This window comes from Micromonospora sicca (assembly GCF_003172935.1).
Classification (GTDB): domain Bacteria; phylum Actinomycetota; class Actinomycetes; order Mycobacteriales; family Micromonosporaceae; genus Micromonospora; species Micromonospora sicca.
In genome coordinates, this window is sequence record NZ_QGKS01000475.1 from 1 (window position 1) to 3,708 (window position 3,708).

The 3,708-nt window shown below is 72.3% G+C and carries 6 protein-coding genes; 3 read left to right on the plus strand and 3 right to left on the minus strand.

Annotated features, from left to right (window positions below):
* From DKT69_RS34720 to DKT69_RS34730, 3 genes are all read left to right on the plus strand, one after another.
* Positions 1-184 (plus strand): hypothetical protein (locus tag DKT69_RS34720; protein ID WP_201750005.1); only part of this gene is annotated, 184 nt, incomplete at its 5' end.
* Between the two features lie 11 nt (positions 185-195).
* Positions 196-849, plus strand: a complete 654-nt coding sequence (locus tag DKT69_RS34725; protein WP_109805609.1) for a GTP cyclohydrolase II — start codon at positions 196-198, stop codon at positions 847-849.
* The gene (locus DKT69_RS34730) at positions 846-1,538 is read left to right on the plus strand and encodes a RibD family protein (protein ID WP_109805610.1); all 693 of its coding nucleotides are present in this window, start codon (positions 846-848) and stop codon (positions 1,536-1,538) included. Before DKT69_RS34725 ends, DKT69_RS34730 begins: the two co-directional genes overlap by 4 nt.
* 111 nt (positions 1,539-1,649) lie before the next feature.
* Here the strand turns inward: DKT69_RS34730 and DKT69_RS34735 are convergent, their stop codons facing one another.
* From DKT69_RS34735 to DKT69_RS34745, 3 genes are all read right to left on the minus strand, one after another.
* Positions 1,650-2,402 (minus strand): amino acid ABC transporter ATP-binding protein, encoded by a 753-nt coding sequence (locus DKT69_RS34735; protein WP_109805611.1) that lies wholly within the window; start codon positions 2,400-2,402, stop codon positions 1,650-1,652.
* Positions 2,399-3,202, minus strand: coding sequence for an amino acid ABC transporter permease (locus DKT69_RS34740; protein WP_109805612.1), 804 nt, complete (start codon positions 3,200-3,202; stop codon positions 2,399-2,401). The genes DKT69_RS34735 and DKT69_RS34740 overlap by 4 nt, the downstream gene beginning before the upstream one ends.
* A 40-nt stretch (positions 3,203-3,242) precedes the next feature.
* A partial coding sequence (locus DKT69_RS34745) for a substrate-binding periplasmic protein (RefSeq protein ID WP_146231294.1) occupies positions 3,243-3,708 on the minus strand: 466 nt, incomplete at its 5' end.

Consider the following 3,708-nt stretch of genomic DNA (forward strand, 5'->3'; position numbering starts at 1 on the left):
CAACATCCTGCAACGAGCCGGCGACCCCGACATCGCCCTGCACACCCCACACCACAAGGTGAAGCAGATCCTGCAGGACAGGACCGATCGCCACCGGACCAGACTGCCGGTCCAGGACTCCAGCCCGACCAACCTCGGGCGGAGAGCGAACTATCCGAACCGCTCAGCAATGAGCAAGAAGTAGGAAGCAGAGCAATGGACGAAGCGCTGCCGGCTGCGACGGTCCGGACCCAGGTGACGGTGCCGCTGCGGTTCCCCGACGGGTACGTCACGGACGCCCGGGTCTTCTCGTTCGACGGGCTGGTGGACGGCCGGGAGCATCTCGCGTTCGGCCTCGGTGACTGGGCGGCGACCCTGGACGGGCAGGCCACCGGCGGTCCGCCGCCCCTGGTGCGGCCGCACAGCGAGTGCCTGACCGGGGACGTCTTCGGCAGCCAGCGCTGCGACTGCGGCCCGCAGTTGCGGGAGGCCGTCGAGCGCATCGCCGAGGCCGACGGCTTCCTGCTCTACCTGCGGCAGGAGGGGCGCGGCATCGGCCTGTACGCCAAGCTCGACGCGTACGCCCTGCAGGACGCCGGCCTGGACACCTACGAGGCGAACCTGGCGTTGGGCCGGGGCGCCGACGAGCGCGACTACCGGGTGGCCGCGCAGATGCTGGCCGCGCTGGGCGTGTCCCGGGTCGCCCTGCTCAGCAACAACCCGGACAAGGCCGACCAGCTCGACCGGTTCGGCGTGACGGTGGCCGAGCGGGTGCCGACGGGCGTGCACCTGTCCCCGGCCAACGCCGGCTACCTGGCGGCGAAGGTCCGCCGCGGCGACCACGCCCTCGACCTCCCGTTCGTGCCGTGACCGGCCGGCCGTACGTGCTGCTCAGCTGCGCGATGTCGATCGACGGGTACATCGACGACGCCTCGGCCGAGCGGTTGCTGCTGTCCAACGCCGACGACCTGGACCGGATCGACGCGGTCCGGGCGGGCTGCGACGCCATCCTGGTCGGCGCGGTCACCGTCCGCCGGGACGACCCGAGGCTGCTGGTGCGCTCCGACCGGCGCCGGGCCGAGCGGGTGGCCCGGGGCCTCCCGCCGTCCCCGGCGAAGGTCACGGTCACCGCCAGCGGGGACCTCGACCCGGCGGCCCGCTTCTTCACCATGGGCGAGGCGACGAAGCTGGTGTACTGCCCGAGCGGCGCGCTGGAGAAGACCCGGGAGCGGCTGGGCGGGGTGGCGACGGTGGTCGACGCCGGCGAGCCGGCCGGTCCCGGTACGCTGCTTGCCGACCTGGCCGCCCGGGGCGTACGCCGGCTGATGGTCGAGGGCGGCGGCACTGTGCACGCGCAGTTCCTCAGCGCCGGACTCGCCGACGAGCTGCACCTGGTGGTCGCGCCGTTCTTCGTCGGCGACGGCCGGGCGCCGCGCTTCGTCGGGGACGGCAGTTTCCCCTGGCACCCCGGACGGCGTGCCCGGGTGCTGGAGGTCCGCCAGATCGGCGACGTGGTGCTGACCCGGTACGCCCTCTCCGACCGCTGCCCCGAGGCCTGAGCTCCGGCTGCGGATGCCGCCCAATCGGGAACCGCTCACCAGGCACGGGGGTGGGTCGGACCCGAGCAGCTCGGCGCCGATGTGGACCGCCTCGGCGAGCGCCGGCAGGGGCTAGAGCACCTGGGCGAGGAAGCGGCGCAGCCGGGGGTGCTCGGGGGATTCGAAGATGGCGGCCGGCTCGCCGGCCTCGAGGACCACGCCGTGGTCCATGAAGGCCACCATGTCGGCGACCTCGCGGGCGAAGCCCATCTCGTGGGTCACCACTACCATGGTCATGCCGGCGGCGGAGAGGTCGGCCATCACCCCGAGCACCCCCTTCACCAGCTCCGGGTCGAGCGCCGAGGTCGCCTCGTCGAAGAGCATCACCTGCGGTTGCAGGGCCAGGGCGCGGGCGATGGCCACCCGCTGCTGCTGACCGCCGGAGAGGTGCGCGGGACGGGAGTCGGCCTTGGCGGCCAGCCCGACCAGGTCGAGCTGGGTCCGGGCCACCTGCATCGCCTCGTCCTCGGAGAGCTTCCTGATCTTTCGCAGGGCGAGGGTGATGTTGCGCAGCACGGTCATGTGCGGGAAGAGGTTGAACTGCTGGAACACCATGCCGACCCGCTGTCGCAGCGCGTCCGGGTCGTCGCGCAGCACGCTGCGGCCGTCGAGCAGGACGTCGCCGGAGTCCGGCTCGATAAGGCGGTTGATGGTGCGCAGCAGGGTGGACTTGCCGGAGCCGGACGGGCCGATCACGCAGGCCGTCGCGCCCCGGGCCACGTCCAGTTCGGCGCCGCGCAGCACCCTGTTCGCGCCGAAGGCGAGGTGCACGTCCCGGACGCCGAGGCTGACCGAGGTCGTGGTGCCGGTGGTGGTGGTCGTCATCGCTGGTCCTCTCGCTGCGGCGCGGCGGTCTCCGGGGGCAGGGCGACCTGGCCGGCCACGGCCAGCCCGCCGTCGTCGTCGGGGTCGACGGTGACCGCGCGACCCTGGCGCAGGCGCCGGTCGATCCAGTTGACCGCGTGGGTCAGCGGCACGGTCAATGCCAGGTAGAACAGGCCGGCCAGCAGCAGGGCGGACTGGTTGCCGGTGTTCGCCGCGTAGTCCTGCCCGATCCGAAACAGCTCCCGCTGGCTGGCCAGCAGGCCGAGGAAGTAGACCAGGCTGGAGTCCTTGATCAGGGCGATCAGCTGGTTCACCCAGGCCGGCAGCACCCGCCGGACGCCCTGCGGGACGATCACCAGGCGCATCGCCTCGCCCCAGGAGAAGCCGAGCGCCCGGGCCCCCTCCAGCTGCGCCGCCTCGACGCTCTGGATGCCGGCCCGGAAGATCTCACCGATGTACGCGGCGGCGATCAGCGACAGCGCCAGGATCCCCAGCGGGTAGGGGTTCGGGCCCCAGACCTCCATGCCCAGTGGCGCCAGGCCGACGCCGATGAGCAGGATGGTCGCGGCGGCGGGCAGGCCGCGGAAGATGTCGGTGTAGACCCGGGCCGGCCAGCGCAGCCAGCGGCTACGGGAGATGCCGGCGATCGCCAGCAGCATGCCCAGCAGCGAGCCGAGCAGGGCGGCGGAGACCGCCAGGATCAGCGTGTTGGGCAACCCGACGGTCAGCATGTCGGGTAGCGCCTCGCGCATGGAGTCCCAGTCGAAGAAGGTCTCCCACAGGGTGCTCAACGGATCCATCGGAATCTCCTACCGCCCCGCTCGCTCGTGTTCGCGTACGTCAGGAAGCGGCCGACGCCGACGGCGCCGCCGGGCCCGGGACGGCGACCGTGCCGCTGCCGGGCTTGAAGTCGGCCGGGATCGGGCGGCCCGGGTAGTACTGCGCCTGAAGCTTCGTCCAGGTGCCGTCGGCGATGACCTCGTCGAGGCCCTTGTTCAGCGCCTCGCGCAGCTTGTCGTTCCCCTTCGCCACCGCGTACGCGGTCGGGGCCGGGCTGAGCTGCTTGGTCGCCACCGTGATCTTGCCGTTGCTGTCCGCGGCCGACTTGTCACCGATCTCGGCGGGGGCGATCCAGGCGTCGGCGGTGCCGGCCTTGAGCTGGTTGATCGCGCCGTTGTAGTCGGGCACCCGCACCGGGTTCAGGTTCTTACCGGTGGCGTAGTCGTCCTGCACGGTGCCCTGCACGACCACCACCCGCTTGCCGGCGAGCTGGTCGAAGCCGGTGATCGGCGAGCCGGCCGGCACG